Here is a 23,432-nt window from a genome sequence, read left to right as displayed (position 1 = left end):
TTTCNTTTTTTCTTGTTGCGTCACCATCATCATCGCGGGTTGATTAGTTTTTTGGAAGGCTCAGAATCGATATCAAAATTACCTTGAGGTAAATATTTACGATGCGTTTCTGGGGTAAGCGCAATGAAATCAGGGTGATTGCCAGAATCAAACCAATGACAGGCCTCACATTGATTGCAGGGCCTATTCTGAGAATCTGGAGATTCGCATAGAAGCGCTTTTGATAGCGAGATAGCGAATTCAAACTTGCCCATTCCTGATTGACCATGCAACAGCATCGCATTAGGAAAGGAATGGAAATCCAGGCTATCCCAGACAGCGTGAAGCCAAGGTGCTATCGCTTGAGGTCTCATGCAGGGTTGATCTCGATTGCCTTCAAGAGATTCCATATATGCTCTTTAGTTTGAGTGGCATCAATCAGGTAAAAGCGCTGGGGGTCTAATTGGGCTCTACGAAGATATTCTTGCCGTACCTTCTCAAAAAAGGACAAATCCATTTTTTCAAACTTATCCGGTGTACGAACCTGACTCCTTCGAGACTCTGCTATTGAACCTGGTAGATCAAATAGGATAGTCAGGTTCGGTTGCAGTAATTGGCCATTGGGCATAGTTTGAACCCACGACTCCAAAGCATTTAATTTATTCAAACTCAATCCGCGTCCGCCGCCTTGATAGGCAAAGCTTGCATCTGTGAAGCGGTCTGAAATCACAATCTTTCCGGAGCTTAGTGCAGGCTCAATTACCTGCGCGATATGTTCGCGTCTTGCCGCAAACATGAGTAGTGCTTCAGTTTCAATATTCATTGGGGAATCGAGTAGCAAACTGCGTAATTTCTCACCCAGAGCAGTACCGCCGGGCTCTCTCGTTAAGATTACTTCTTGGTGTGGAAAGCGCTCTTGTAGAAGCTCCCTGAAAGCATCTAAATGAGTACTCTTCCCTGCCCCATCGATACCTTCAAAACTAATGAAATATCCCGGAAATTGATTTGTCATAAAAATATTATTTATTGTTGAGGCTTACTTGTACTGGTGTGCTTTCGCTGAAAACGATCTACCGCTAATTCATGTTCATTTAAGGTCTTGGAAAAATGGCTCGTACCACCCCCGCGAGCAACAAAATAAAGTACATCACTATTTGCTGGATGCGCTGTCGCCATTAAGGAGTCCTGACTGGGCATTGCAATTGGAGTGGGAGGTAGTCCTTTGTGCATATAGGTATTGTAGGGATTGTCTCTACGCAGGTCTGATTTACGTAAATTCCCGTCAAAATTAGGGCCTAAGCCATATATTACAGTGGGATCTGTTTGTAACATCATCCCTTTGCTAAGGCGATTGACAAACACTGCGGCGACCATCGCACGATCACTGTTTTTCCCCGTCTCTTTCTCAATAATTGAGGCTAGGATTAATAATTCATATGGTGTTTTTAAAGGGGTCATGGGGTCACGTTGCTGCCATGCATAACTTAACTGCTTTTGCATCGCCTGAGAAGCTCTACGGTAGATGGTAATGTCTGCTTCATCAGGATCAAAAATATAGGTATCCGGGAAAAATAAGCCCTCATCCCCTGGATAGGATAGGTTAAGGGCTTGTAAGAGCTCTTTGGAGCTCAACCCCTTAGTTTGATGTATCAACGCTGGATGACTATCGATAATTGCTTGTAATTGCCTAATTGTCATGCCTGGAATGATGGCGATACTTTCGCGCACACGATCGCCACGGGCCATTTGCAATAAAAGTTTCCCAAGACTCCCGCCAAGCGGGAAAAGGTATGTCCCTGGCTTTAGCTTGGCGCCCACAAAGAATGATCTAGCTGCAATCGGGAGTGTGAATGCGTTCACCAGAATTCCCTGCTGCTTAAGTTGCCCACCAATGGAGGCTAGACTAGATTGTGGATTGATCTTGACCTTAAACGCATTTGCTTCATTACTATTTGGGGTATTTGGTATCACAGGCCAAAAGAAAAGAAAGCAATAAAAAACAGCAACTAAGGTAAGCGCCAAAAGACCCCATCTACGTAATTGACTGTTTTTGGATTTTTGTACCAAAAGGGTTCTTTTCTGAAATTTTCTGCTCATCACGCTATGATAAAAGCGTCATGACAAAACAAACCCAAAATAACCCTCATTTTTCCAATCCATTGCATCAAGGGCTTACTGTATTACCCCAATGGGGACTCATATTTGTAGAAGGTCCAGATGCCGCAACCTTTCTACAAAATCAACTCAGTAATTCCGTCTTGGGGCTGAAGCGCACTCTTTCTCCTGAAATTGCCAAAGGTAATGGTGCAGTCAGATTGGTGGGGTACTGCAATCCTAAGGGCCGTTTGATGGCTAGCGCATGGCTGGGTCTATTCCCGGTTAACGATACTTCTGATGATCGATTTGCACTATTTATATCTAGAGATATTGCGACGGCTTTTGCCAAACGCCTTTCTATGTTTGTTTTGCGCTCTAAAGTAACAGTCAAAGATGTGTCTGATGAGTGGCTCATTTCAGGGATTTATGATGAAAATAAACCCATAGATGATTTACATGCAGCAGCAGGCACCATTGGTTTACGTATGCCAGATGTGGCGATAAACACTTTATCTTATGGCCGGATACTAGTGGCAGAACCAGCGAGCGTCTCCAAACCTACTAAAGAGAGCACAACTGAGTGCCAAAACATGTGGAATTATCTTGAAGTCATGAGCGCGATTCCTAGAATTGTTTTAGCAACACAAGAACAATTTGTTCCACAAATGATTAATTTTGAGTCTGTGGCTGGTGTTGATTTTAAAAAGGGTTGTTACCCCGGACAAGAAATAGTAGCTCGCAGTCAATATCGGGGTGTTATTAAGCGTCGTCTACAACTAGCCCACGGTAGTAACGATCCAGTAACCTTAGCCTTTTTTCAGGCGGGAGTGGAGGTATTTAATTCAGGGGATCCATCACAGCCAGCCGGAATGATTGTTCTCGCAGCGGCAAACTCTTTTGACAATGCTCGCATTGATTTGCAAGTGGAATGTAAGTTAGAAGCGCTAGAAGCTGGTGAGTTACGGGTTGCAAACCCTGAAGGTCCGGCCCTCAAGATCGATGCACTACCCTATCCACTGATTGAAATTTAAGAAAATCATGTGCCTCATTCTTTTTGCCTGGCAATCGCACCCCGAATACTCGCTAGTCGTTGCAGCTAACCGCGATGAATTTTATGAGCGCGATACTCAGGGAATTTCCTGGTGGCAAGATCATCCCCACATATTGGCAGGCAAAGATCGGGCTGATGTATTGGGTAGTCCTGGTACTTGGCTTGGCCTTTCCAATAAAGGGCGTTTTGCCGCGTTGACGAATGTTCGAGCTCCTAGCGAAAAACGGCCTGACGCAAGAACTCGGGGTGAGTTACCCCTCATGTATTTAGCTAGCGAGAATCGACCAGACCAATTTATTTCCCAGAATGCAAAACGCTTCGATCAATACAATGGCTTCAATTTACTGCTATCAGACTTTAGCAATCCCCTAAATCCTGAAATGCATTGGGTTAGCAATCGTTTGCTAATGGGGCAAAGCATTCGCCCTAGAAAAATTTACCCAAAGCAGCCATTGGATCCTGGTGTTTATGGTCTTTCAAATGCCATGCTTGATACCCCGTGGCCAAAAGTGAATCATCGAATAGCTGCTTTTGCTCAAGCATTGGCAATGGATCACGGTGATCTAAAAAATGCCGATCATTATTTGAGCTTATTGGCAGACCAGCATGAGGCTAGCACTCAGGAACTTCCTAATACCGGCGTTAATAAGGAGTGGGAAAAGGTTCTGTCAGCTGCTTTTATTCAAACCCCTTCATATGGTACGCGCTCGAGTACGATATTGAGGATACGCAAAGATGGCAATTATGAAATGATCGAAAGGCGTTTTGATGCCAATGGTGTTATTGGGCATGACGTCATCGCCGGTCAAATTAATGCAGCGAGTGATTCAAACTTATCAGTTTGATGAACTGCAAATCTATCGCTTATCTTCGTTGATAACTCGTTCACCCTCTGTATTACGAGAGGCTAAGCGTTTGATGAACTGAAATGTACCAGTGGCCATGCAGCAAATTTCACCCTGATCGTTATAAAGCTTAGCCTCACAAAAAGCCATGGTTGCAGTTCTGCGCACCGTATCAGCCTTCACTCTTAAAACCCCCAATGCCGCTTGCATAAAATTATTCTTTAGTTCAATCGTAACAACGCTGCGATCGCCTGGATCGCTTGAGCGGGCAGCAACAGCCATTGCGACATCCATCAATGTAAGCAAAACCCCACCATGCGCAACTTCCCAAGTATTGGTATGCTCTGGTTTTAAGGCCAACAAAATCTCCCCCTTGCCCATCTCCGCCGTTAAGAGACGCACTCCTAAGAGCTTCAAGAAAGGGACATTGAGCTCTTCGCCTAGGTTGGCCAACTGAGTGGCTGCCTTATGTTCAAGTTGATTGGTCATGGAATGATTTTAATGGCTTGTGTGCTCAATTGGAATTACTCATAGAATAAGATTATGACCTTTCCCTTAAAAGGTGACGATGTCAGTCACTCCGTAGCCCCCACCCCCCTACCCGATCCATATTGGGTGGCGTTTTCACCTGCTGTGGCAAGCCTCATTGGCATCGAGTTGAATGCAGACAGGATGCCAATGGATAGTTCCTGGCTTGATGTATTAGCTGGAAATACCCTTCAGACCGCTAAGTATCAATTTTCGTCGCCGATAGCTAGCGCTTATAGCGGTCACCAATTTGGAGTTTGGGCGGGTCAATTAGGCGATGGTCGGGCAATCCTCTTGGGGCAGATTGCAAACATGGAGATTCAGCTAAAGGGGGCCGGCAAGACCCGCTATTCCCGCATGGGTGATGGGCGCGCAGTTTTGCGCTCTTCGATTAGAGAATTTCTGTGTAGCGAAGCAATGCATGCGCTGGGAATCCCAACTACTCGAGCATTATCGGTTGTGGGCTCAAAAGAACTGGTTCGGCGTGAAACCATGGAGACGGCGGCCGTATGTACAAGACTAGCACCAAGCTTTCTAAGAGTGGGCCATTTTGAGCACTACGCTTCCGCTCAAGATATTGAACGCTTACAAGAATTGGCCAACGCATTAATATCAGAGCATTATCCAGATTGTGCAAATGAGACCGACCCTTATTTAGCTCTTTATAAGTCAATATGTAGTCGAAATGCAGAGTTAGTTGCGCAGTGGCAAGCAGTTGGTTTCTGTCATGGCGTATTGAATAGCGACAATATTAGTGTTCTTGGTCTCACTATTGACTATGGCCCTTTTGGTTTTTTAGATGGCTTTCAGATTGATCATATTTGCAATCACAGCGATCAAGCTGGGCGATATGCCTATCATCGACAGCCACAGATAATGCATTGGAATATGGCTTGTCTAGCAAGTGCATTTCTGCCTCTAATGGAATTGACTTATAGCGGCGAAGAGTCTCAAGCCCTTTTGCAGAATGCGCTTTGTGAGCTTCCTAAAAAGTTTGCGCAAAAATGGCAAAGTCTTTTTAGGGCAAAATTGGGCCTTACAAAGAATCTTGATGATGATATTTTTCTGATCGAAAGATTACTGCAGGCAATGCATGATTCACGCGTTGACTTCACTCATTTCTTCCGCTCTTTATCTAAAATAAAATGCCAGGACTCAATCGAAAATATATCCTTAAGAAATTTATTCATCGATCGCAAACAAATTGATCTGTGGTTCTCGGACTATCTAAAACGACTAAATATTGAAGGTATAGATGATTCAGAACGCTCTGTAAAGATGAATCAAATTAATCCAAAATATGTATTGCGAAATCACCTCGCCCAACATGCAATTACGATGGCGCAGTCTGATGACTTTTCCGAAGTAAAAAGACTTTTGGAAATTCTAAGCAGTCCATATGATGAGCAAAATCAATATGATCTTTATGCAAGCCCTCCACCCTCAGATCTTGATCCTGTCGAGGTAAGCTGTTCCTCTTGATGTGTTAATTTTTTAATAAATTGAGTTCACTATGAAAAAAAGTAACGAAGAATATAAAAAACAATTGAGTGATATTGAATATCGAGTCACTCGCGAGTCTGCAACTGAGCGTCCGTTTACAGGGAAATACTGGGATCACTGGGATCAGGGTCAATACTCATGCGTTTGTTGTGGAACACCCCTTTTTCTATCCAATACCAAATTTGATGCAGGTTGCGGCTGGCCAAGTTATAGCGCACCTCAAAATAATGCTGCCATCCTGGAGCATCGTGATACAAGCCACGCAATGATTCGAACCGAGGTTCGCTGTGCGAACTGTGATGCACATTTAGGCCATGTCTTTGAAGACGGCCCCCAACCCACTGGACTGCGTTACTGCATTAATTCGGCATCTCTGGCTTTCGAGCCCAGCTCCAATGCCAAAATGAACACCGAAACCGATTAAATAGGTTTAGCAGGATAATCAACACATGAAATTTTTATTTGATTTATTCCCCATCATTCTCTTTTTTATCGCCTTTAAATTTGGCGATATATATTCTGCAACTATTGTTGCTATGGTAGCAACCATTGGTCAAATTTTGTGGGTGTATTACCGCCATCGAAAAATTGATGCCATGCAATGGGTAAGTCTAGTCATGATTTTGGTTTTTGGTAGCCTAACTATATTTCTACATAACAAAACATTCATACAGCTAAAACCAACCGCGCTTTATTGGCTCTTTTCAGGTGCTTTAATCATTAGCTCCCAATTTTTTAACAAAAATTGGATTCAAGTATTAATGGGTAAGCAAATTACCTTAAAGGCCAATAGCTCAGTATCCGCTTGGGGCAAATTAAATATTGCATGGGCTCTTTTTTTCTTCTTCATGGGCGCATTAAATCTATATGTAGCGTTTGAGTATTCCGAATCGGATTGGGTTAATTTCAAGCTCTTTGGTAGTACAGGCTTGCTGCTGGCTTTCGTCATCGCACAGGGCATCTGGTTGGGGCGTCACATGGAGCAAACTCACAATGAGCCTTAATCAAAAACGCATCGAATTATTTAAATTAGACCTCAAACTGGCCTTCAAGCCGACTCATTTAAGCATCGAAGATGAGAGTCACTTGCATGCGGGGCATGCCGGCGCTGCATCTGGTGGCGGACATTTTAAAATTTACATTATTGCGCCTGAATTTAGCGGATTAAACCCTCTAGCACGTCATCGTGCAGTTTATGCAGCGCTTTCACAAAGAATGTCGGGCGATATTCATGCCCTTACTATTGTGGCAAAGGCTCCAGAAGATGCTTTTTAATTTGCTTTTTTAATCTGCTTTATTCTTTTACTTTTATTAATTCAATTACCGTCAATTTAAATGAATACTATCCGTCAAATTCTATCTATTGCAATATTAAGCTCCAATCTCCTGGTAGTGTGTGCCCATGCTCAAAATGCGGTAATTGTGAATGGCACGCCGATACCAAAAGCAAAGCTGGATAACCTGGTCAAAAAATCTGGGCAGGCCGATAACCCACAAGTGCGAGATCAAGCCCGTGAAATGCTTGTGACCAGGGAATTGATTTTGCAAGAAGCCGATAAACGCGGCCTTACTCAGAGCGAAACTGTGCGGGAGCAGATTGAGCAATCTAAGATGGGTATTTTGGTTTCTGCTGTGTTTGAAGATTACATTCGTAAAGAAGGCATCACCGAGGATGAGCTAAAAGCAGCCTACGAATCAATGAAAAACCAATATAACGGCAAGGAATATCAAGTACAACATATATTGGTTGAAAAAGAGGCAGATGCTAAAGCGCTTACCGCGCAAATTAAGGCGGGGGCAAATTTCGATGATCTTGCGAAATCAAAATCCAAGGATCCTGGATCAGCTTCCACTGGTGGCAATTTAGGCTGGGTTGGTGAGAAATCCCTGGTTCCTGAGTTTTCCAACGCTATGGTGCAGCTTAAAAAGGGACAAGTTACAGATAAGCCAGTGAAATCACAATTTGGTTGGCACATTATCAAAGTTGACGATATTCGCGATGTGAAAACCCCTAGCATGGATGAAGTTCGTGAGCAGCTAAAGCAAATGATTGCATCAGATCAAAATTGGCAGAAAGCGAAGTTTTCAGAGATGATGCAAAAACTGCGTGCTAAAGCAAAGATTCAGTAATTTTGAGCTTTAGAGCAGGCAAAAGCCCAGGTCAAGCCTGGGTTTTTTAATGTAAACCTTCAATTGAAATTAGCTTTATATTTATAAAAATGATGATCCTACACACCATGCTTCGCGTTGGCGACCTTAAACGCTCCGTCCATTTTTATACCGATATATTGGGTATGAATTTGCTCCGCACTACTGAAAGACCAGATCAAAACTATTCTCTCGCATTTTTTGGTTACGGTAACGGCAATCAAGATGGCCAATCTGAAATTGAGTTAACTTACAACCATGGTGTCACCAGCTATGATCTTGGTAGCGCATATGGACATATCGCTATTTCAGTTTCTGATGCGTATGCGGCGTGCGCCAAAATAAAAGGTGCCGGTGGAAATGTCACCCGCGAAGCTGGGCCTGTACTAGGCGGCGATACGATCATTGCATTTGTTACTGATCCAGACGGCTACAAGATTGAATTGATTGAGCGTAAAGCGACTTGAATTCAGATCAATATCAACTAGAGTTAGCTGATAGCCTATCGGAAGTTCCTGCCGAGCAATGGAATGCCCTACTAGATATATCCAGTACACCCTTTTTAAGATATGAATTTCTAAGTAGTCTTGAAGAATGCGGATGTGTTAGTGGCGTTACTGGTTGGCAACCAGCCCATATTCTCTTAAAGGATACCAAGGGTAAATTATTGGGTGCGCTACCTTTATATTTAAAGCAACACTCTTACGGTGAATTTGTTTTTGACTGGTCTTGGGCTCAAGCCTATGAGCAAAGCGGTAAACAATACTATCCCAAAGCCCTCTGTGCCATCCCCTTTACACCGGTCCAAGGCTCACGATTGCTAGTGCCAGAAGGAGAAGATAAGGCGACCAGACAAAAATTGCTCGTCAGTGGACTAAAGTCACTGTGTATCCAGAATCAATTATCTTCAGCACACACCCTATTTCCGCTCGATGATGAGTTACCGTTTTTTACCCAAGCTGGATTTGCACTACGTGATTCAGTGCAATTTCATTGGCACAATCTCGGATATACCAGTTTTGATGAATACTTAGCTTCATTAAATATGAAGCGGCGCAAAAATATTCGGCGTGAACGATCTCAAGTTAATTTACATGAGATTGAATTTCTTCACTTGGACGGGGAACGCACGAATGATCAGGATTGGAAATTCTTTTATAAGTGTTATGAAAATACGTACTTAGAACATCAATCAAGACCTTATCTTAGTGAGAATTTTTTCAAGCTTCTTGCAAAGCGTATGCCCGAAAATCTCCATTTAATTATTGCTTCAAAAAAAGGATTGTCGATAGCCGCCTCTCTATTGGTCCTTGATAGAAATAGCTTAAAAGCATATGGGCGTTATTGGGGTGCATTGGAGTACATTCCAAACCTGCATTTCGAAACGGCCTATTACCAGGCTATTGAATATTGTATTAAAGAGGGAATACAGACTTTTGAGGGTGGTGCGCAAGGTGAGCACAAGATGGCAAGAGGATTTCTTCCTAAAACCATTCAATCGGCGCACTGGATATCCGACCCCCAATTTATGGCTGCTGTTGAGAATTTCTTACAGAGGGAGCAAGCAGGAATAGCTCAATATGTAGATGAACTTGCTGAGCACTCACCCATGAAATCGACTACAGTATTGCCATGAATACAGATTACACAAATTCAGGCTCACATTCATTGTCAACTGGAGATGATGACTCAGACTCACCTTGTATTGGGGTGTGTACAACCTTATATGATGATATTTGCCAGGGTTGCGGACGCACTCTTAACGAAGTGAGCAACTGGGTATTTTTTAGTCAAGAGGAGAAAGAAGTGGTATGGAAACGCATTCGCGATGAGGGCACCGCTATGCGCTTCCAAAGACAGTCCAAGGATTAACTTGATTTCCTTTTAGCCGGTAATTGCTTGGCTGCGCAAATACTCTTCATATGTGCCGGAATAATCCGTCACGGTTCCATCCATTTTGACCTCAAGAATTCGGTTTGCTAATGCCGATACAAACTCCCGATCGTGCGACACAAATATCAAGGTACCTTCATATTTCTCAAGCGCAATTTGCAGGCTTTCGATGGACTCCATGTCCATGTGATTGGTTGGCTCATCCATTGCCAAGACGTTGTACTTTTGAAGCATTAATTTGCCCCAAATCATCCTTCCCTTTTCACCACCAGAGAGGACTTTGACTGATTTACCAATATCATCACCAGAAAATAGTAAGCGACCTAGAGTGCCCCGAATGACCTGATCATCGTCGCCGTTATAGCGCCAAGCGTTCATCCAATCCATCAAAGTTTCATCTTTGGCAAACAAATCAGTATTGTCTTGTGGCATGACGCCCACTTTAGCGTTTTCAGCCCACTTTACATCGCCGCTATCGGCAGCAATTCCTTCGAAACGTTTGCTTAATATGGTTTTCAACAACGTAGTCTTACCAGCACCATTTTGACCAATAATGGCAATCTTTTCGCCGGCGCGCACACCTAACTTAAAGTTTTTGAAGATAGTTCGGTCAAATGACTTTGTAAGCGCATTGCACTCTACTGCCATATTGTGTAACTTCTTTTCTGAATCAAAGCGAATAAATGGATTTTGACGTGAAGAGGGCTTAATTTCAGCAATCTCAATCTTCTCTAATTGCTTTTGACGTGAGGTTGCTTGTCGCGCTTTAGAAGCATTTGCAGAGAATCGGGCTACGAAGGCCTGTAGCTCAGCAATTTTCTCTTTAGCCTTGACATTGGAGCTCAACTGTTGGGCCCTAGCCTGAACCGAGGCCAGCATATAGGAATCGTAATTGCCGGGATAGACTTTTAAGGTGCCGAAGTCCATATCAGCCATATGTGTGCAAACTTGATTTAAGAAGTGGCGATCGTGAGAAATAATCACAATCGTGCTCTTAATTTCATTCAAGATATCTTCTAACCAATGAATAGAGTGAATATCCAAGTTATTGGTTGGCTCATCTAGCAATAGAACATCAGGGTCTGAAAATAGTGCTTGAGCAAGTAATACCCGCAACTTCCATCCGGGCGCAACATTACTCATGGGGCCATTGTGCTGCTCGATTGGAATACCAATACCCAAAAGCAGCTCCCCTGCTTTGGCTTCTGCGGTATAACCACCGTATTCAGCGTACTTGCCCTCAAGCTCAGCGGCGCGCATATAGTCTTCATCTGAAGCTTCTGGATTAGCGTAGATCGCATCGCGCTCAGCTGCTGCTTTCCACATCTCCTCATGCCCCATCATGACGACATCAAGAACCCTGACGTCTTCATAAGCAAACTGATCCTGACGTAATTTACCTAAACGTATACCAGGATCAAGACTAATATTTCCATGTGTAGGCTCAAGCTCACCACCTAGGATTTTCATAAAAGTAGACTTACCGCAACCATTTGCCCCAATCAGGCCATAACGATTTCCGCCGCCAAACTTCACGGAGATATTTTCAAACAAGGGCTTGGCCCCAAACTGCATAGTGATATTAGATGCGGACAGCACGGATAGTTTCTAACTTTCTGATAAAAATAATCTTACCTGCCTGCAATTGGCTGGCAAAGATCGTTATTTTAACGGTTTTAAGGCCTATTTACGGCCAAACTTACACTTTGACTCTAAATGGCGTGAAATTAGTGTCAATGTCGTAATAATCCTCATTTTCTTTGCGCTTTAGGAAGTTCACAAGGAAATACGTTAGAGGGGTAGCTAAGACCTCCCAGGATGTTTTGAGCACATATTGAGCTGCTGCGACTTGGATGACTTCTTGGGTAGGCCAAATACCGTAAAAAGCAAGCATATAAAAGAGGGAGGAATCAATTAACTCGCCCATGGCTGTAGAGCCGATTGTTCTCATCCAAAGAAAACGACCATGGGTCAATATTTTGAACTTGGCCAGCACAAAGCTATTCATGAAGCTACCACACCAGAAGGAGATCATGGACGCAAGAGCAATTCTCCATGAATTACCAAAGACCGTTTCCAATCCATGTTGATAATTAGCCATATAAGCCCCTGGAGCTGCAGGCAATGAAATGACAATCTGCGCCATGATTGCAGCAAATGCAAGCGCAGCAAAACCTGCCCAAACTGCCCTGCGATCATAGGCATAGCCATATACCTCAGTCAGTACGTCGCCAAAGAAATATGCAATAGGAAAAAATAGGATCCCACCACCAAAGACACAGGTTCCAAAATAAGGCAAATCAATAACTGCAGCTTTTCCTGCACCAATAAAATTAGAGCACAGTAAAACGACTACAAAAGCAGTCAAAAGTAGATCGTAGTAGCGGTAATGACGGCGTGTCGTGCTCATTTGAAATCCCCCGCCTTCTCTAATAACATCCTCGCGCTATCCATAAAGGCGCTATCGCTGTCATTTTCTAAGGCAACAAAATTGTTTTCATCATACTTCGGAAAATTTCGTTTAATTGAGGATTGATAAGCTGGGTCATAATGCACCTCCAACAATTCCTGAACTAAGGCATCAAATTGATTGGCGTCTATAGCAGCGCTCCACTTTTCAATTTGGATCTTTCCATAGCGTGACGTTAACAGAGCTAGCTTTTGCTTAAAATTTTCAGTGTCTGAGAGAAAGTGATGGTAGTCCTGCAAGAGCCACGAAACTCGCGTGGCAACCGAAGCACGTAACTCAATACATTGACTATTGCGAATTGATTCCATCAGCGAATCAGGGATATGTAAACCACCTACTTTTTTGCTTTCTGATTCAACGAAAACAATTTTCGAGGAATCTAAAGATCGCAGAGCATTCCAGAGATTGGTTTCAAAACCCTTTTGCGTAGGTTGCTCGATATTAGGTTCGCTACCCAGCACAGATCCCCTATGAATGGCCAAAGCCTCCAGATCAAGTATCTGAGCCCCCAATGATTTCAGGTCTTGCAGGATGCGGGTTTTGCCACTGCCCGTCATACCACAAATCACTTGAAAAGAAAATTCTTTAGATGATTTTTCTAAGTCATCAATAACAGTGCGTCTAAACCCTTGATACCCACCCTCAAGTTGCATGGCTTTCCAGCCAATGCGATTCAGAATGTGTGTGAAAGCTCCGCTACGTTCTCCGCCTCGCCAGCAATAAATCAAGGGGCGCCACTCACGAGGAAAATCCAGTAAAGAATTCTCAAGATGCATTGCTATATTGCGAGCAACTAGCGCAGCGCCAAGTTTTTTTGCGGCAAATGGAGATTCTTGCTTATAGAGAGATCCTATTTCTGCGCGCTCTTCATTATTTAAAACGGGGTAATTTAAAGCGCCCGGAATATGATCTAAGGCAAATTCAGCTGGAGAGCGAACATCGATAACGGCATCGTATCGATCCAGCTCGCTGGAAAAAAGACCAATATTTAATATGTGTGGATTACTAGACTGCAAACGGCCATCCTATGCAATTTTTTGGAGTACAACGTTTGGCCACGGAATGGATTTATTGGTTTGTAAATCAACACAAACCATGGTTGCACCTCCAGCTGCAACCAATTGCGTTTCATTAGTAACAAGGGCCATCGTTGTGTACATATCAACACTGGATTTTCCTATTGCTCCAATATAGGTTTTTAATACCAGCTCACCGGGGTAATTGAGCTGTTGATAGAAATTGCAAAAGCCATTAACCATCAACATGGCCGTTTTATCAATCTGAATACCAAAGCCTAGTGATTCTATCCATTCAACTCGGGCTTGTTCCATATACCGAAAAAAAACGGTATTGTTGACATGCCCAAAGGCATCCATGTCACCCCAGCGTATCGGCATCCGCATTTCATGCACCAGCCTTTTTTCTTCTGGGATATCTATACGCATGAAATTGCCTTAACGAATTTGTAATGCAAGTTGATAGAGATTACTTGAACGCGCTCCTGAGCGGCAAAAGGCCAGAATGGGAGCAGGCATAGTTTTAAGTAAGTGCGCCATTTCAACAATCTGATTGGGAGCTAGAGAGCCGCTAATCACTGGCAAATAAGCGTAATGTAATCCTAGCGCCTCAGCCTGAACTTGAAGTTCATCACTTGCAGGTTGATCTGGGCCACCCTCATAATCTGGTCGATTATTAATCACGCTCTTATATCCAAGTGCAGCAATTTCAGCTAGGTGCTCAACTGATATCTGACCTGCAGTTCCAAATAAATCATTGTGACTTGCAATAGCGACACTCATTTACTTTCCTCAATTTTTATAGGGTGATTACTGTTATTCTAAAGTAAGCTTACGAATGGTTATTTGTGAAAAAACGCTCACAAATCTCCATGCCAGCTAACATCGCAACAACAAAAATAAACGCTTTTATTCGCATGGCTCCAAGTGAAACAATCGCTGGACCAGGACAAAAGCCCGCAAGACCCCAGCCAAGCCCAAAAATAAATGCGCCAATGACTAAAGGTTTGGTAATGTCACGCCGCCTTGGTATATGTAAAGCCCCGCCGAAGAAACTCTCGCTACGCTTAGATTGAATATAAAAACCAGCCATCGCAACCAATACCGCCCCTACCATCACAAACAAGAGCGAGGGATCCCATAACCCAGTGATATTCAAAAAATTGATGATTTTTTCTGGATTGGTCATTCCTGAAGTCATCAAACCCAAACCAAATAAAACACCAATAAGATACTGACTAAATAAGTTGAAATGTTTTCTCATATTAAATGCCTAATATATGGCGTGTAATGTAAACAGTGACAAAACCTGAAAACATAAATATTAGTGTTGCAAGGACAGAGTGGGGAGAAAGGCGGGAAAGACCGCAAATACCGTGACCACTTGTGCAGCCCGACCCATAATGGGAGCCGAATCCAACTAATAAGCCGGCGAGAATAATCATTTTCCAGTCTGCATCAATAACGGCAAGTGGATGCAAATCAAACAATAATGCACCCCAAAAAGGAGCTGATATTAAGCCCAAAATAATGCTGAAACGCCAGGTCAAATCACCCGCTTGCGGCCTAAGTAATCCAGAAACAATGCCGCTAATGCCCAAAATTCGGCCATGTAGTAAAACATATAGTGCTACAGCAAGGCCAAGGATGGCACCTCCTAATAAGGCTGGACCAGGGGTGAAGCTAAACCAATCAATCTGCATGTCTATTCCATTCAAAAATAGGAAGCTAGTTGCAAGGATTTGGAGCTAGTCGATACTGTAGATATCTTAAGGCTAAATAGGCGCCGAGTACAAAACCGGGCATAGCAATAAAGGATCCTAATGCCAAGGTAGAAATCCCGCTGAGACCTTGGCCAATGGTGCAGCCTAGTGCAGTGATGCCGCCAAAACCCATTAAAGCCGCCCCTACTAGATGATTTGCAGTATCTTCTGTGTTTGCAAAAGTCTCCCATCGAAATGTATTACTTGCTAAAGCATAAATAGCTGAACCAGAAATCATCCCGGCTACAGCAACAATTCCAATAGTTAAAACTTTTGATGTATCGCTATACATCATTAGCCAATCTAAGGTGTAGGCATATGGAGAGACGAATGACAGGCTTTCCATCTTGCCAGAATTGGTCGCTAAAAAAACTTCCTCGAGTGTATTGGGATCTTCTGCTACATGGGCGATGTAGCCAGAGATCCACCAGATTGAGCAGATAGCGAAACCAACCATTAGGCCTGCTAAAAGATTATCGAAGGTCCAAAACGATTTCTTGAGCAGTGCAAATAAAACACATAACCCCCCAATCGCCAAGGCAATAAAAAGGTGCATCAACCCACGATCAACGCCAAACTGAGCAGCAAAAATACTTGGTAGATCTTGATTTGTATTTAAAACAATAAAAACACTGTCTAGGAAGTTCGCTCTAAACACGGCCAAGAAGCCGCGTAAAGTCATATATGCGCTTAGGCCGAGCACAAAAAATACCACTACAGACTTTAGATTTCCACCGCCTATTCGTATCAGCGTTTTACTTCCACAGCCTGAAGCCAAAACCATCCCAAAACCAAAGCAGATACTACCCACAATAATTGAGAGGTATAAGAGGCGGGAGCTGGTGTAAATTGTTTTACCAGTATCAATTAGACTCAATGAAGAGAGAATAAATACGCCAATAATTGCGACGCCAATCGCTAGCGCCCACTGGCGAACCCGAGTTAAATCGGACATAACCAGAAAATCAGAAATGGCACCCATTGTGCAAAAACTGGTTCTCTGCATCACAGCACCAAGCAGCACAGTTACAAAAAAAGTCGCCAAAAGAGCATAATGACTTAGGTTAGCTATATCAAGGTTATTCATCCGCCTATTTTACGATCTTATGGCTTGATATAGGCGTAATGCTCCTGAAATTGCAAATCAGCAACTCGAACAACACCAGAAGGCGTAAAGTCCGCATCGAGAATAAATTGACTCCTATTCAGGCCGCGATTTTTCATCGTAATTTCACAAACCTCAAACTGCACACCGCGTGACTTTAGGGCTGCGACTAGAGGCGCGTATTCAACCCCATTTTTTTTATCTTTAGCACCCTCAATCAACATATCAACCCCAGCAGCATGGGTCACGACAATAATTACAGTGTCGGGTGATGTGTCAAGGTGATTGCGAATATTTCTAAGGCCCTTTAAGCCCTGTGATTGTGCGTCATCAATGTGGTAAACCACTTTAGTCTGAGCATTAGCGGCATCAATGCATAGTGTGGATGCCAATACCAACGCTATAAAAGTAACAATTAACTTTAACTTTTTCATCATTATGTAGATATCAAATCAAGGATTCAATTCCTGGATTATTTTTAACGCCTTTAATAAGCGGCTCGTTTAATTTGCTTTCTTCAATTACTTTCACTTCTTTTAAATGTCTCCGCATTAAATCCCAAATAGCTTCGCCATCCCTCATATCAGCATCCTCGCTTACCGGGGCCCACCCAGCAACGCGATAGGACTTATGAGGATCAAGTAGAGTTCCATTTAGTCGCATATCAGATATACGATTTCCCATAGATGCATTGGGATCAATTGCGTAATTCAGGCCCCCTACTCGCACCATATCGCCACCTTGCTGGTAGTAGGGATCTGGATTGAACAAATTGTCAGCAACATCTTCCAGTATGGTCTTGATGGTTTGCCCACTCATTAATGAATTGGTGGTGTATGGATAAGTAATGGCCGTTTGATCCATGAGGTTTTCCATAGTAACAACCTGTCCTGGTAAGAGCGTTGTACCCCATCGAAAACCAGGCGAAAAGGCGATTTCAGCATTCTTTTGCGTTAATAAGCCATCCAAGATCACTTGATCAAAACTGCCATTAAAGTTACCACGCCTATAAAGTAATTCTTGCGTTACGGCCAGTGGTTCGCTAAGCACTGATTCATAGGGCTGGCGAACCCGCTCGATAAGTCTAGACATGCGAGGATCTGCAGGCAATAGATCAGAAAAAACGGGAAGTAGTTTGTATTGAAAATCGACAACATGCCCACCCTTCACGTCAAAATCCAATACCCCAAGAAATTTACCATTAGAGCCAGCATTGGTTACTAAAGTAGTGCCGCCAGCATTCCTCACCTGAACGGGAATAGGTACGCCATCATGAGTATGACCACCCAAGATGGCATCTATGCCGCGAACTCGGGATGCCAACTTAAGATCTACGTCCATCCCATTATGAGATAGTAAAACAACGACTTTAGCACCCTGGGATCTGGCTAAATCAATCGTCTTTTGTAAATTAGACTCTTGAATACCAAATGTCCAGTTCGGGGTAAAGTAGCGAGGATTTGCCACGGGCGTATACGGAAAAGCTTGACCAATAATGGCAACAGGAACGCCATTCATCTCGCGAATTACGAAAGGTGTAAAAACATCATCCCCAAAATCAGTAGTTTTAATATTCTGCGCAAGAAAAGAAATCTTGTTTTGAAAATCTTTTTCGACTATCTCAAGAACTCGGTTTTCACCTAAAGTCATCTCCCAATGGGCCGTCATAATATCAACCCCGAGCAGTAAAGAGGCGTCGACCATGTCCTGACCCTTAGTCCAAAGGGCGGTAGCAGAGCCTTGCCATGTATCACCACCATCCAGAAGCAAGGATCCTGGTCTATTGGCCTTGATTTGTTGAATCAGGGTTGATAAATGAGCAAAGCCCCCCATACGACCATAGTGCTGGGCAGCAGCATCAAAATTTAAATATGTAAACGCGTACGCATCTTTTGTCCCAGCAGGAATATTGTTCGCTTTTAAGAAATACTCACCTACTAAGTGGGGCGTTTTGCCCTTTTGAGAGCCAACTCCAATATTGACATTAGGCTCTCGAAAGTACACGGGCAATAGTTGTGCATGACAATCGGTAAAGTGAAGAAGATGCACATTACCAAAGCGCGGTAATTCGTAGAAAGCATTCGCCGTCTGCTGCGCCGAGGCAAAATTAGAATGAAGACTAAGTCCACCCGCCGAGGCTATTGCTAGCGCCTTTAAAAAATCACGACGTTCAAGTGACATACGTATTATTGGTTTACTGGCGAACGAGGATCAAGTAAAAGCGCCATCAGGTCTTGAAGTTGTTCTTGAGTAAGTAATTTGAAATGTCCAAAACGTGGCATCGCACTGCAGGCATTAAAAGCCTTGGGATTAAAAATTTTCTTCCAGGTATAAATGACAATCTCCTGTGAGTAACCCCTCAATTTCCCATAATTCCATAGACTGGGCCCAAGGTTTCCGTAAGCAATTTCTTTCCGATCAATTTGATGGCAGTTATAGCAACCCCCACCATTTACTGTCTGTTGATTATCGGTCCAGGTTGATCCGCGGCCGCTTTGCGCAATCACTTCACCTTTTTGCCAATCGCCGATGTATCGACCATCTTTAGGGGCAGGTATATTTGCCATATTGAGTTGCTGTATTCCCTCGACCCTTTTTTGATATTGCTCATTATTACTGGATTGCGGGTTTGAGCAAAATCGTTGCGTTTCATCCTGCGCAATCCGATCTATATTGGCAATACCTTCAGTTCTAAAGCTATTAGCCATCATTTTCTGGAAATGGGCATCTGGTTTGTCTTGAGCATAAGTGCATTGACTAAAAATCAAAGCATAGAAAAAAAGCAATAGAGCCAGAGAGTGGGTTAGTTTATTTTTCATTTGCCAGGATCTAGCGCTTTAAGCCAGGGGTTTCCATAGTTCCGCCATTTGCATTAACGGCCATATACATGGATAAGGCCGTTAATACTTCAGAGCCATAGATTGGGAAAGGGAAGCGTTGTTGACGATAGCAATCAGTTAGGCGCATAGCCATGGTCCAAAACTGCCCGCTTGAAACGCGATATGCTGGCCAAGTACCCCACCCTGCTGCTGCCCCTGTAGGCGTCGTTAGATTTGGTAAGTCCTGCAGACGGATACGCTTATCATCTGCCGAATGGCAGGTCGCACATGCAAAATCCATCGGTCCAGCTCGATAAAAAAAGGCTTTTTTACCTAAGTCATAAGACTCCATTTCTTTGGGATGCTTTGTACTTACATGAATCAGCATGCCTTTGGATTGGGCCACGACATAAGCCACAATCGCATCCATATCCTTTTTGAGCCCCTCCTGCATGGGTGCATTCACAATTTCTTTTTCTGGAACACCTTGCAATACATACATGCAAGTCATTAGGCGAGACTCAAGATCTTGAACCTTTTTGGTATCCGAAAAGTAACGCGGGAGTTGTGCGGCAGCTCCTTTTAACACTCCAGGCCCGAGCCCTAAATTGCAACGCTCTAAAGTCGATTTTTTAGGGCCGCTAGGTTTCTTCCACAACTCCTCACCTGCTGCTTCGTACAATTCAGCAGGATTATCATCTGCTAGCATTGCACGGTATTTGGCAATTTCATCCGTAGTAGTCTGAGCAAAAGAAAATGGGGTCATAAGCAGCAAAAAAATTGCGCTAATGAATTGAATTTTCAATGCCCTAGAGTTTTTCATATGCAATCAAGAAACCGTTGCCTCATCAGACCTCTTGTCACCGCGAAGATCAATCCAACTTACAAGAAGCTTGTCGCCTTTTGAGCCCTTGTATTTGAAATTCAAAAAAGGATCTTTTGATACGGCTGAACCAAACTCTGCATTGAAAACATCTTTCCCTTGAGCCTTTACATTCACCATAGTGATAAACCAGGCGGGAATTAACTTTCCAGAAGCATCTTTTCGTTGGCCCGACTCCATATCATGCTTCATCAAGATTTTGACATCAACCACTCCATTGGTTTCGGCCGCCCGAATGCGCATCGGATCACCCATGTATATTCCCCTTATTAACTAATATGTTTTTGCGTGAAATGTAATTAGCCACCGCAACCGCCAAGAGTGACTTTAATTTCCTTTGAAGTCATCAACCACTTACCATCGACCTTAACTAGCCCGAAGACGGTGGATGTTTGAGCCATCTTAATGCGAGTGCTGACAAAAGATTCAGTACCTGCAGGTATAAAAAATTGCGCAGCTAAAGTGCTTGGGTTTTTTTCGACCAAAATAGCAATTTGCTGCGCCTTGAGATTGCTGCTAATGGAAACGGGTACTACCGCTCCATTTTCAGCAATATCCGGGGCATTCATTGAAATTAAAGAGGATTTTTCAGGGGTGCTAGTGCTGCCCAAAGCCTTAAAGACCTCATCCAAGGATTTTCCATCAAAAGCAGCTTTATTCCATTCTTCAGCCTGAGCCTCAGTAATTAAACCAGCAGAAGCCATTAAGGTAAAAATTGCGGTAAATTGAACCAGGTTACGACGATGATGATTCATTGCATTCTTTCAAGTTGACGCTATAAAACACTTAAATTCTGTGAAACCTCTACTTTAATGGGAATTTGTCTTTTGAGCACCGAGTTGGCTGGAAGTTTTATAGTTATTTGAGGTACATGATGGAAAATGCTTGAAATGCATAAATTAAAATTTAATGGGCCGCATGTTTGATCTAGAAGCCACTCTTTTGTCCTTCAAATTAGCTTTGTGGACCAATGCAATCTTATTGCCTTTTGGCGTTTTATTTGCACATCAGATCATCCAGCTGAATAAATCCAAACCCTGGATAGAGGGTTTAATAGCGCTTCCCTTAGTGCTACCCCCCACCGTGCTCGGTTATTTCTTCTTAGTGGGGTTCAGCGATAAAACTATTTACGGCATTCCTCTGGTTTTTTCATTTGCGGGAATATTAATAGCATCCCTAATAGTTAATCTTCCATTTGCAATTCAACCAATTCAGAGAGCCTTTGAGGCAATTCATCCAGATATCCTTGAGGCCGCTCAAGTAAGTGGATTATCCGGCTGGCAAATGTTTCGCTTAATTCAACTTCCCCTTGCTTGGCGAGGGATTACAAGTGCAGCAGTCATCACATTTGCCCACACATTAGGGGAATTTGGCGTTGTATTGATGGTAGGAGGCGCTATCCCTGGTGAAACCAAGACAGTTTCGATCTCGATTTACGACAAGGTGCAGGGTTTTGATTCTGCGGGTGCAGGCCTACTTTCTTTATTGCTAGTTGTGATATCGCTTTGCGCTATTGCGTTTTCATATGGCGTATTCGGAAAAATGCCAGGCCAATCTTCGAGAGGGCAGCCTTGATGCTCAAGATCAAAATTTCCCAACATATTCCGATGCCGATTCAGGTTAGTTTGGAATGTATGGATGGTCAGATTCACGCTCTGGTTGGTCCATCCGGCAGTGGAAAGACTACCGTTCTAAGAATGATTGCTGGGCTGAGCAATCCTGAAATTGGGAAAATTGAATGCGCTGAAAGTGTATGGTTTAACGCTGACGAATACAGAAAGAATTTTTTGTCTGTTCCGGTTGCTAAGCGATCGTGTGGGTTTTTATTTCAACAATACGCACTCTTCCCGCACCTCAATGCGCTTCAGAATGTGTTGATTGCTCTGCAAAATTCTGGCATTGATTTTGAACGTAAACGATTATTAGCATTGCAGTGGTTAGAGCAAATGGGTATAGACAACCTAGCAGATCGAAGACCTCATCAGCTCTCTGGGGGCCAACAACAACGTGTGGCATTGGCCAGGGCTTTGGCACGTCAACCCGAGGTCCTTTTGTTAGACGAACCCTTTTCTGCAATTGATGTGCCTACACGACAAAGTCTATACAGGACATTGGCAGATATTCGCCAAGATCTCTCTATTCCAATTTTATTGGTTACTCATGACCTGCGTGAGGCAGAATTATTGGCGGACAATATAACCGTAATAGATCAGGGTATTGCACTACAAACGGCCACGCCAAGTGCTTTATTTCAAAAGCCCAGAAATACTCGCGTAGCTCAATTGGTCGGAATCAGCAACACGTTTCAGGGCAAATTTAATGCTGGAAAACTATCTTGGGAAGGAACAAACTATATACTTGATGTTATTGACAAAGGAAAAATTCCCGCGGGAATGGATGTTGCATGGGTAGTGCCACAGTCTGGCTTAAGTGTTCATCGACAAGCGAATCACGCAACCCTTCCAGTAACTATTAAACAGGTAAGTACCTTAGGTCAAATTGCCTCTGTGGAGTTGGCAATACGAGATAGCGGGTTGTCAATCAATTGGGATGCTTCTTCTGCTGAGCTTAAACGCCTGGGATTAGAGGCGGGAGAACATGTCTATTTAGAGATAGATCCGCAGCAAATCCATATCATGCCACTGCGACCGATAAATGATCCTCGGCGATTGCAAAATATATAAAAAGATTGGGGGTCCTAATCTAGCTTTTTGGCTACTAGGCCAAGTAGCGCAGAAATCCCCACATGTCTCGTACCTTCATTCAAATTGGCTTCGTAAGATTTGAGCTCTAAGATTTCAAGATTAGAAACCAGGTCTCGAACAAGTTGTTCCGAATAGAGATGATCTAACAGGATGGGACCACCTGTTTTGTATTCAAGTTGCTTTTGGGTGTAGCCTTGCAATATTAATACTCCACCAGGCTTGAGAGACGTCACGATATTTTTAAAAAGGCGCGCACGCATTTCTGGATCAGCAAACTGGATAAAAATTGCAACAACAGCATCATATGTGTTGGCCTGCCAATGATATGAATCGGCATCGCTTAATTCATAATTGATGGAAACCTTATTTTCCGCCGCAAATTCTTGTGCTTTTTTTAAAGCGATATCGGATACATCAAAACCATCTACTGAATGGCCCTGCTTTGCTAACCATACACCGTTACGTCCCTCACCATCAGCAATACAGAGAATGTTTTGGGGTTGATGCAAATATTCGGCAACCTTTTCAACAAGGTATGTATTAGGTAGCTTACCGAAGATAAATTCTTCTTTATCAAATCGCTCATTCCAAAATTGGTTTGCATTTTCAAAAGCCATAGGAGTAATC

31 protein-coding genes are annotated in these 23,432 nt (G+C 43.2%); 12 read left to right on the top strand and 19 right to left on the bottom strand.

Going from position 1 to position 23,432, the window contains the following annotated elements; translation table 11 throughout:
• Positions 1–29 precede the first annotated feature (29 nt).
• From BOQ04_RS03680 to mltG, 3 genes are read right to left on the bottom strand one after another with little or no spacing between them, the layout of a single operon-like run.
• Positions 30–353 carry a hypothetical protein gene (locus BOQ04_RS03680; RefSeq protein WP_076023413.1) on the bottom strand — a complete coding sequence of 108 codons (324 nt, stop codon included), beginning with the start codon at positions 351–353 and terminating at the stop codon, positions 30–32.
• Complete coding sequence (tmk, locus tag BOQ04_RS03675) at positions 350–991, bottom strand: dTMP kinase (protein ID WP_076023412.1); 642 nt, start codon at positions 989–991, stop codon at positions 350–352. Before tmk ends, BOQ04_RS03680 begins: the two co-directional genes overlap by 4 nt.
• An 11-nt stretch (positions 992–1,002) precedes the next feature.
• Positions 1,003–2,076 carry an endolytic transglycosylase MltG gene (gene mltG, locus BOQ04_RS03670; RefSeq protein ID WP_076023411.1) on the bottom strand — a complete coding sequence of 358 codons (1,074 nt, stop codon included), beginning with the start codon at positions 2,074–2,076 and terminating at the stop codon, positions 1,003–1,005.
• A gap of 20 nt (positions 2,077–2,096) precedes the next feature.
• On the opposite strand from mltG, the gene ygfZ reads away from it, so the two are divergent.
• Both ygfZ and BOQ04_RS03660 read left to right on the top strand, forming a co-directional pair.
• Positions 2,097–3,107: a CAF17-like 4Fe-4S cluster assembly/insertion protein YgfZ gene (gene ygfZ, locus BOQ04_RS03665; RefSeq protein ID WP_083657503.1), complete on the top strand. Its 1,011-nt coding sequence runs from the start codon at positions 2,097–2,099 to the stop codon at positions 3,105–3,107.
• A gap of 7 nt (positions 3,108–3,114) precedes the next feature.
• Complete coding sequence (locus tag BOQ04_RS03660) at positions 3,115–3,972, top strand: NRDE family protein (protein WP_076023410.1); 858 nt, start codon at positions 3,115–3,117, stop codon at positions 3,970–3,972.
• A gap of 12 nt (positions 3,973–3,984) precedes the next feature.
• On the opposite strand, the gene BOQ04_RS03655 is transcribed toward BOQ04_RS03660, so the two are convergent.
• Positions 3,985–4,461 (bottom strand): PaaI family thioesterase, encoded by a 477-nt coding sequence (locus BOQ04_RS03655; protein ID WP_076023409.1) that lies wholly within the window; start codon positions 4,459–4,461, stop codon positions 3,985–3,987.
• Between the two features lie 54 nt (positions 4,462–4,515).
• Here BOQ04_RS03655 and BOQ04_RS03650 point away from each other — a divergent pair, with 54 nt between their 5' ends.
• The 8 genes from BOQ04_RS03650 to BOQ04_RS03615 all read left to right on the top strand — a co-directional run bounded on the left by BOQ04_RS03650 (position 4,516) and on the right by BOQ04_RS03615 (position 10,023).
• On the top strand, positions 4,516–5,982 hold the full coding sequence (locus BOQ04_RS03650; RefSeq protein WP_076023408.1) for a protein adenylyltransferase SelO: 1,467 nt from the start codon (positions 4,516–4,518) through the stop codon (positions 5,980–5,982).
• A gap of 31 nt (positions 5,983–6,013) precedes the next feature.
• Positions 6,014–6,427 carry a peptide-methionine (R)-S-oxide reductase MsrB gene (gene msrB, locus BOQ04_RS03645; protein ID WP_076023407.1) on the top strand — a complete coding sequence of 138 codons (414 nt, stop codon included), beginning with the start codon at positions 6,014–6,016 and terminating at the stop codon, positions 6,425–6,427.
• A gap of 25 nt (positions 6,428–6,452) precedes the next feature.
• Positions 6,453–7,007: a septation protein A gene (locus tag BOQ04_RS03640; protein WP_076023406.1), complete on the top strand. Its 555-nt coding sequence runs from the start codon at positions 6,453–6,455 to the stop codon at positions 7,005–7,007.
• Entirely contained in the window at positions 6,997–7,278 is a 282-nt protein-coding gene (locus BOQ04_RS03635) for a BolA family protein (protein WP_076023405.1), read from the top strand. Before BOQ04_RS03640 ends, BOQ04_RS03635 begins: the two co-directional genes overlap by 11 nt.
• Before the next feature lie 60 nt (positions 7,279–7,338).
• Positions 7,339–8,133, top strand: a complete 795-nt coding sequence (locus BOQ04_RS03630; RefSeq protein WP_083657502.1) for a peptidylprolyl isomerase — start codon at positions 7,339–7,341, stop codon at positions 8,131–8,133.
• An 89-nt stretch (positions 8,134–8,222) separates the two neighbouring features.
• Entirely contained in the window at positions 8,223–8,618 is a 396-nt protein-coding gene (gene gloA / locus BOQ04_RS03625; protein ID WP_076023404.1) for a lactoylglutathione lyase, read from the top strand.
• The gene (locus BOQ04_RS03620) at positions 8,615–9,787 is read left to right on the top strand and encodes a GNAT family N-acetyltransferase (RefSeq protein WP_076023403.1); all 1,173 of its coding nucleotides are present in this window, start codon (positions 8,615–8,617) and stop codon (positions 9,785–9,787) included. Before gloA ends, BOQ04_RS03620 begins: the two co-directional genes overlap by 4 nt.
• Positions 9,784–10,023 (top strand): DUF1289 domain-containing protein, encoded by a 240-nt coding sequence (locus BOQ04_RS03615; protein ID WP_076023402.1) that lies wholly within the window; start codon positions 9,784–9,786, stop codon positions 10,021–10,023. The genes BOQ04_RS03620 and BOQ04_RS03615 overlap by 4 nt, the downstream gene beginning before the upstream one ends.
• Before the next feature lie 12 nt (positions 10,024–10,035).
• On the opposite strand, the gene BOQ04_RS03610 is transcribed toward BOQ04_RS03615, so the two are convergent.
• From BOQ04_RS03610 to soxY, 14 genes are all read right to left on the bottom strand, one after another.
• Positions 10,036–11,643 carry an ABC-F family ATPase gene (locus BOQ04_RS03610; RefSeq protein ID WP_076023401.1) on the bottom strand — a complete coding sequence of 536 codons (1,608 nt, stop codon included), beginning with the start codon at positions 11,641–11,643 and terminating at the stop codon, positions 10,036–10,038.
• A gap of 100 nt (positions 11,644–11,743) precedes the next feature.
• Complete coding sequence (locus BOQ04_RS03605) at positions 11,744–12,454, bottom strand: queuosine precursor transporter (RefSeq protein ID WP_076023400.1); 711 nt, start codon at positions 12,452–12,454, stop codon at positions 11,744–11,746.
• Positions 12,451–13,530, bottom strand: coding sequence for a tRNA 2-selenouridine(34) synthase MnmH (gene mnmH / locus BOQ04_RS03600; RefSeq protein ID WP_076023399.1), 1,080 nt, complete (start codon positions 13,528–13,530; stop codon positions 12,451–12,453). The genes BOQ04_RS03605 and mnmH overlap by 4 nt, the downstream gene beginning before the upstream one ends.
• 9 nt (positions 13,531–13,539) lie before the next feature.
• On the bottom strand, positions 13,540–13,959 hold the full coding sequence (locus BOQ04_RS03595) for an acyl-CoA thioesterase (RefSeq protein ID WP_076023398.1): 420 nt from the start codon (positions 13,957–13,959) through the stop codon (positions 13,540–13,542).
• Between the two features lie 9 nt (positions 13,960–13,968).
• Entirely contained in the window at positions 13,969–14,313 is a 345-nt protein-coding gene (locus BOQ04_RS03590; RefSeq protein ID WP_076023397.1) for a protein tyrosine phosphatase family protein, read from the bottom strand.
• Positions 14,314–14,362: 49 nt separating this feature from the next.
• On the bottom strand, positions 14,363–14,794 hold the full coding sequence (locus BOQ04_RS03585) for a DUF6691 family protein (protein ID WP_076023396.1): 432 nt from the start codon (positions 14,792–14,794) through the stop codon (positions 14,363–14,365).
• Position 14,795: 1 nt separating this feature from the next.
• Positions 14,796–15,233: a YeeE/YedE family protein gene (locus BOQ04_RS03580; RefSeq protein WP_076023395.1), complete on the bottom strand. Its 438-nt coding sequence runs from the start codon at positions 15,231–15,233 to the stop codon at positions 14,796–14,798.
• Positions 15,234–15,258: 25 nt separating this feature from the next.
• A complete protein-coding gene (locus tag BOQ04_RS03575; protein WP_076023394.1) occupies positions 15,259–16,380 on the bottom strand; it encodes a YeeE/YedE family protein in 1,122 nt (373 codons plus the stop codon).
• A 17-nt stretch (positions 16,381–16,397) separates the two neighbouring features.
• Positions 16,398–16,832: a DsrE family protein gene (locus tag BOQ04_RS03570; protein WP_076023393.1), complete on the bottom strand. Its 435-nt coding sequence runs from the start codon at positions 16,830–16,832 to the stop codon at positions 16,398–16,400.
• Positions 16,833–16,845: 13 nt separating this feature from the next.
• Positions 16,846–18,579 carry a thiosulfohydrolase SoxB gene (soxB, locus tag BOQ04_RS03565; protein WP_076023392.1) on the bottom strand — a complete coding sequence of 578 codons (1,734 nt, stop codon included), beginning with the start codon at positions 18,577–18,579 and terminating at the stop codon, positions 16,846–16,848.
• A 5-nt stretch (positions 18,580–18,584) separates the two neighbouring features.
• Positions 18,585–19,217, bottom strand: coding sequence for a sulfur oxidation c-type cytochrome SoxX (gene soxX, locus BOQ04_RS03560; protein ID WP_076023391.1), 633 nt, complete (start codon positions 19,215–19,217; stop codon positions 18,585–18,587).
• Positions 19,218–19,227: 10 nt separating this feature from the next.
• Positions 19,228–19,983 carry a sulfur oxidation c-type cytochrome SoxA gene (gene soxA / locus BOQ04_RS03555; RefSeq protein WP_233126623.1) on the bottom strand — a complete coding sequence of 252 codons (756 nt, stop codon included), beginning with the start codon at positions 19,981–19,983 and terminating at the stop codon, positions 19,228–19,230.
• 63 nt (positions 19,984–20,046) lie between these two features.
• The gene (gene soxZ / locus BOQ04_RS03550) at positions 20,047–20,355 is read right to left on the bottom strand and encodes a thiosulfate oxidation carrier complex protein SoxZ (RefSeq protein WP_076023389.1); all 309 of its coding nucleotides are present in this window, start codon (positions 20,353–20,355) and stop codon (positions 20,047–20,049) included.
• A 44-nt stretch (positions 20,356–20,399) separates the two neighbouring features.
• A complete protein-coding gene (gene soxY, locus BOQ04_RS03545; protein ID WP_076023388.1) occupies positions 20,400–20,855 on the bottom strand; it encodes a thiosulfate oxidation carrier protein SoxY in 456 nt (151 codons plus the stop codon).
• Between the two features lie 154 nt (positions 20,856–21,009).
• On the opposite strand from soxY, the gene modB reads away from it, so the two are divergent.
• Together modB and BOQ04_RS03535 are read left to right on the top strand one after the other, a co-directional pair.
• Complete coding sequence (gene modB / locus BOQ04_RS03540) at positions 21,010–21,675, top strand: molybdate ABC transporter permease subunit (protein WP_233126622.1); 666 nt, start codon at positions 21,010–21,012, stop codon at positions 21,673–21,675.
• Positions 21,675–22,784: an ABC transporter ATP-binding protein gene (locus BOQ04_RS03535; RefSeq protein ID WP_076023387.1), complete on the top strand. Its 1,110-nt coding sequence runs from the start codon at positions 21,675–21,677 to the stop codon at positions 22,782–22,784. The genes modB and BOQ04_RS03535 overlap by 1 nt, the downstream gene beginning before the upstream one ends.
• Before the next feature lie 14 nt (positions 22,785–22,798).
• On the opposite strand, the gene BOQ04_RS03530 is transcribed toward BOQ04_RS03535, so the two are convergent.
• Positions 22,799–23,422 carry a class I SAM-dependent methyltransferase gene (locus BOQ04_RS03530; protein WP_076023435.1) on the bottom strand — a complete coding sequence of 208 codons (624 nt, stop codon included), beginning with the start codon at positions 23,420–23,422 and terminating at the stop codon, positions 22,799–22,801.
• Positions 23,423–23,432 lie beyond the last annotated feature (10 nt).

The organism is Polynucleobacter sphagniphilus (assembly GCF_001953355.1).
GTDB classification, from domain to species: Bacteria; Pseudomonadota; Gammaproteobacteria; order Burkholderiales; family Burkholderiaceae; genus Polynucleobacter; species Polynucleobacter sphagniphilus.
This window is presented reverse-complemented; position numbering and strand designations above follow the sequence as displayed.